The organism is Streptomyces viridosporus, assembly GCF_002078235.1.
Taxonomy (GTDB): domain Bacteria; phylum Actinomycetota; class Actinomycetes; order Streptomycetales; family Streptomycetaceae; genus Streptomyces; species Streptomyces viridosporus.
The window spans coordinates 1-4,725 of sequence record NZ_MSGP01000686.1 but is presented as its reverse complement, the minus strand read 5'-3'; the positions used below and the strand labels follow the sequence as shown (position 1 = coordinate 4,725).

Annotated in this window: 2 protein-coding genes and 1 pseudogene; all 3 read right to left on the bottom strand. The window is 69.3% G+C overall.

The features are described from left to right. Positions 1 to 662, bottom strand: a pseudogene (locus B7L92_RS35805) (hypothetical protein); the annotation flags it as partial. Positions 663 to 881: 219 nt separating this feature from the next. Further along, complete coding sequence (locus B7L92_RS35800) at positions 882 to 2,165, bottom strand: polysaccharide deacetylase family protein (RefSeq protein ID WP_081241363.1); 1,284 nt, start codon at positions 2,163 to 2,165, stop codon at positions 882 to 884. A 55-nt stretch (positions 2,166 to 2,220) separates the two neighbouring features. Continuing rightward, a complete protein-coding gene (locus B7L92_RS35795; RefSeq protein WP_174704070.1) occupies positions 2,221 to 4,437 on the bottom strand; it encodes a transglycosylase domain-containing protein in 2,217 nt (738 codons plus the stop codon). Positions 4,438 to 4,725 lie beyond the last annotated feature (288 nt).

The following is a 4,725-nucleotide window of genomic DNA, read 5'->3' as shown; positions in this document are numbered from 1 at the left end:
GCGGACGCATCCACGAGGACACCACCGTCCTCGGCCTGGACGAGGGCGAGCCCTGCCGCCTGTCCACCGAGGGCGGGGCCACGGTGACCGCCCGGGACGTCGTGGTCGCCACCCACTATCCGATCTTCGACCGGGCCCTGCTGTTCACCCGCCTCTCCCCGCACCGCGAGCTGGTCGTCGCCGGTCTCGCGGATGCCGGTCAGGCGCCAGTTGCCGCGCTGGTCGGCCCGGAAGGTCAGCTCGTGGTTGGCCTGGAACCCGGTCGTCTTCGGCTCGTCGCCGCGGACCTTCTTGTACGTCAGCGTCGTGGTCTCGGTGACCGCGACGACGGCCTTGCGGCCGTTGACGCGGGTGCGGTTCAGGGTGACGGTGGTGTCGGCCGCGCTGTACTTCTCGCCGTGCTTCGCGAGCCGGTCCCTGCGGTCACCGAGCCGGTCCAGGGCCTTGCCCTCGGTGCGGGCGCTGTCGGAGGAGAGCGCGACCCTGCCGGAGAAACCGTCGGTCAGCGGCTGCTTCCCCTTGCGCCCCTTGTCGACCAGCGCGTTGGTGCGGTCGGTGAAGACCGCGTCGGCCAACCGTTGGAACGTGGCCTTGGTCTTGGCGTCCACCTCGGGCGTCGCCGTGGTGGACGCGCCCGCGCTCCAGTTGGGCAGCAGCGCCACACCCGCGACGACCGAAGCGGAAGCCGCCGTGAGTATCGTCGCGCGACGCCGCTTACGGCTCAATTTCCTTGATTTCACTGAAGTTTCCCCTCTTTCCTCAGCGGCTGGATGCCGAGGTAAGCGGAGTCTCGCATGCCATGTGTGGCTGCTGTGAAGGGGGTTGCGCTTCCGGCCGGGCGGGAGTTACAGGACCGTCATCACCCCGCCGCGCCGGGGCGGTCACTTCACGACCGTGGACCAGTCCGGGGACTGCGCGGGGTCCAGGATGCGCAGCCGCTCCAGCGTGGCCGGCTTCTGGGCGTCCATCCAGTCGGCGAGCTCCCTGAAGGAGACGCACTGGACGTCCTTCCGGGGGCACACGCTCTTGATGACCTCGTCGACGGCCTTCATGTAGATGCCGCCGTTCCACTGCTCGAAGTGGTTGCCGATGAACAGCGGGGCGCGGCTGCCGTAGTAGACGCGGTTGAAGCCGTTCATGTAGGTGTTCACGGTCTGCTGCTGCCACTGGGGGTACATGGCCGGGTCGCCGTCGGTCTCGCCGTCGGACTGGTTGTAGAGGAAGTTGAAGTCCATGGACAGGCCCTGGTACTTGCCGCCCTCGTACGGGAGCATCTGGAGCGGGAAGTCCCAGATGCCGTCCTTCTTCTTCGGCCAGATCTGGAAGTCGCCGGAGGAGCTGGCGTCGTAGCGCCAGCCGTAGTCCTTGGCCGCCTTCAGCAGGTTGGCCTGTCCCTCCAGGCAGGGGGCGCGGCCGCCGGTGACCTCCTTCCTGATGTCGAAGGGCAGCGGGTCGAGGTCGGTGTAACCGGTGTGGGTCTTCCACTTCTCCACGAACCCGTAGAACTGGTCGATCTCGCTCTTCCACTCCTCGACGCTCCAGTCGCCGCCGCCCTTCTCACCGCAGAAGTGGCCGTTGAAGTGGGTGCCGATCTCGTGGCCGTCCTTCCAGGCGCCGGCGAGCTGCTCCAGGGTGGTGCGGATGTGCTCGTCGGTGGGGAAGCTGATCGCCGCGCTGCCCTGGGGGTGCTGCGGCGGGGAGTAGAGCTCCTTCTTGCCCTTGGGCACCAGGTAGATGCCCGTCAGGAAGAAGGTCATGTGGGCGTCGTACGTCTTGGCCATCTCCCGGTAGTGGGCGAAGAGGTTGTCGTCGCCCTGGAGGGCGCCGTCCCAGGAGAAGACCACGAACTGGGGCGGCTTCTCACCGGGTTTGAGCGGCTTCGGCTCCAACTGGTTCTTCTGGGGGCCGGTGTAGGAGGTCGAGCCGTCACCGAGCACCTTGGTCTTCCCGTCCCACTCCGGCTCCTCGCTCGCGCGCGAGACCGGCCGCCGCGCCCCGTCCTTCGCGGTCGTGGTCGCGGCGGTGCTGTCGGTGCGGGAGATCACCAGGTAACCGGTGACGAGGGAGCTGACGACGAGGAACGCCGCCAGGGTGAGGAACCCCAGACGGGTGGTGGGACGGCGGGGTTCGCGGGCCTTGCGGCGGCGGCCCGACGGCTGTTTCATCTGCGGCTCAATCTCTCGGGGACAGGGGATCGGGCGGTGCCGGTGACGTCGGTGATCAGCCGAGCGGACTCATGGCACGTGACCAGATGCCGTACGGGACGCTGTCGGCGGCCGTGCCGTCCAGCCCTTCCAGCGGCAGGGGTTCGAGGCTCTTGCCCAGGTCGATGCGGTAGACGACGACCGCGGTGGACACCTTCTTCGCCGTGCCGACGTACCAGGCGGCGACGGAGTCCTCGGTCGTGCCGGCCTTCCCGGCGACCTCCGCGGTGGCGGGCGCGTCCTCCGGGTGGGCCTCGCGGAAGGCGTCGGCGAGGGCGGCCTGGACCTCGCGGGCGGTGTCGGCGCCCATCGCGCGACGGGTGCGCGGCTTGGTGAGGGCGACCTTGTGGCCGTTGTGGGTGATCCGCCGCACCGAGTAGGGCTCGGTGTGCAGCCCGTCGGCGGCGAAGGTGGCGTAGCCGCCGGCCATGCGGATGGCGCTGGGCGTGGAACTGCCGGTGGACAGGGCGGGCACCCGGGCGCCGATGCTGGAGGGCAGCAGTCCGGCGGCCACGGCGGTGGCGCGCACCTTGTCCAGCCCGGTGTCCATGCCGAGCTGCATGAACGGGGTGTTGACGGACAGGGCGAGCGCTCGGCGCAGGGAGATCTGCCCGTAGGACTTGCCGCCGTCGTTGCGTGCGGAGACCTTGCGGCCGCCGCGGTCCCAGTACGGGCCTTCGGGCGTGGTGACGGGCACCTCGTCGTCGCCGTTGTAGACGGTCTCCCCGGTCACCGGGGTGCGTTCGCCGTCGCGCGTCTTGCGCACGCCGTGCTCCAGTCCGGCCGCGTACACGAACGGCATGAACGCCGAACCCGCGGGCACGGTGGTCGCGTTGGACTCGTTGTAACCCTGCTTGCGGTGGTCGGGGCCGCCGTAGACGGCGAGGATCCGGCCGTCGGCGGCGATGGAGGCGGCGCCGTAGTGGGCGGTCTTGGCGGCCTTCGGGTGGTCCTTCTGCGCCTTCTTGCGGGCCTTGGTGACGGCGTCGGTGAGCAGGTTCTCGCGCTTCTTGTCGAACGTCGTGTGGATCTCGTAGCCGCCGAGGTCGAACTCCCGGTCGGAGATCTTCGCGTTCTTCTTGGCGTACTGGGCGGCGAGTTCCACCAGGTAGTCGCTCTGCTCACCGGTGTCGTACAGCGGGTTGCTCTTCAGCGGCTCGGGGAAGGTCCGGTACTTGGCGCGTTCCTGCGGGGACAGCTCGCCGATCTCCACCATGCGGTCGAGGGTCCACGACCAGCGCTCCACGGCCCGCTCGCGGTTGGCCGCGCCGAGCGTGGGGTCGAACAGGCCGGCGCCCTTCAGCAGGGAGGCCAGGAAGGCGGATTCGCTGGCGTTGAGCTTGCTGACGTCCTTGCCGTAGTAGGCCTGCGCGGCACGCTGGATCCCGTAGGTGCCGCGGCCGTACCAGCTGGTGTTGAGGTAGCCCTCCAGGATCTCGTCCTTGCTCATCTCGTTGTCGAGCTTGAGGGCGATCATCGCCTCCTCGAACTTGCGGCTGAGCGTCTGGTCCTGGTTGAGGTAGACGTTCTTGACGTACTGCTGGGTGATGGTCGAGCCGCCCTGGGTCTCGCCCCGGCCGAGGGTGCGGAACAGGGCGCGGGTGAGGCCCTCGAAGGAGATGCCGGGGTCGCTGTAGAAGCTCGCGTTCTCGGCGGCGAGCACGGCCGAGCGGACGTGTTCGGGGATGTCCTCGAGCGGCATCGCCTGCCGCTGCACCCAGCCGGTGCGGGCCATCGGGGTGCCGTCGGCCCAGAAGTACACGTTGTCCTGCTGGGTGGCGTAGGTGTTGAGGTTGTCCGGGATGTCCGTGGCGGCGTAGGCGACCACCAGGAAGAGCGTGCTCAGGCCGAAGGAGGCGAGGAAACCGCCGAGCGTCTGCCGCCAGGAGGGGATCCAGCGGCGCCATCCGGTGCGGCCCGGCCGGGGGTAGTGCGGGCGCAGCCGGCGGGTGTGGGGGCCGAGCCAGGCGACGACGGGGCCGAGGACGGGGGCCAGCCGGGAGCGGAAGGCCGCGGCGAGGCGGGCGGCCGGGGAAGGGCGAGGCGCCTTGCGGCGGCGGCGTGAGGGGGCGCCGGATGCGGCGGACGGGGTGTCGGACGCCGCCGGTTCCGCCGGGGCGGCGGACATGCCGGACCCGTCGGGTATTCCCCCGTCGGGTATCCCCCCCTCGGGTACGCGCAGTTGCATGGTCTCGTCCGCCGCCACGGGTGGCGGCGGAACCTGCAACTGCATGGTGGCATCCGGCTCAAGAGGCACCTCGTCGCCACCCTGATCACGTCCCCCCCGCCCCGATCGGGTCACGCCCGTGTCTCCCTCCGCGTTGCTCACACAAACGTACGAGAGTAGAGGGTGATGGCCGCATTGGTGGCCGCAACCCCGACTTTCCCCCCGCCTCACAGGCATCGCAGTACTCTAAAATTACTAGAACCCTTCGCAAAGTCCCCACAGGGAACCGGGCGGAAGGTGCCGGATCCAGACAACTGAAGGGATCCGCAAGGCCCTTGCGGATCCCTTCAGTTG

What these genes read in the sequence shown, in the direction of transcription:
- B7L92_RS35800 (WP_081241363.1), bottom strand. Translation starts at nt 2,165, where the DNA reads ATGAAACAGCCGTCGGGCCGCCGCCGCAAGGCCCGCGAACCCCGCCGT.
- B7L92_RS35795 (WP_174704070.1), bottom strand. Translation starts at nt 4,437, where the DNA reads ATGCAGTTGCAGGTTCCGCCGCCACCCGTGGCGGCGGACGAGACCATG.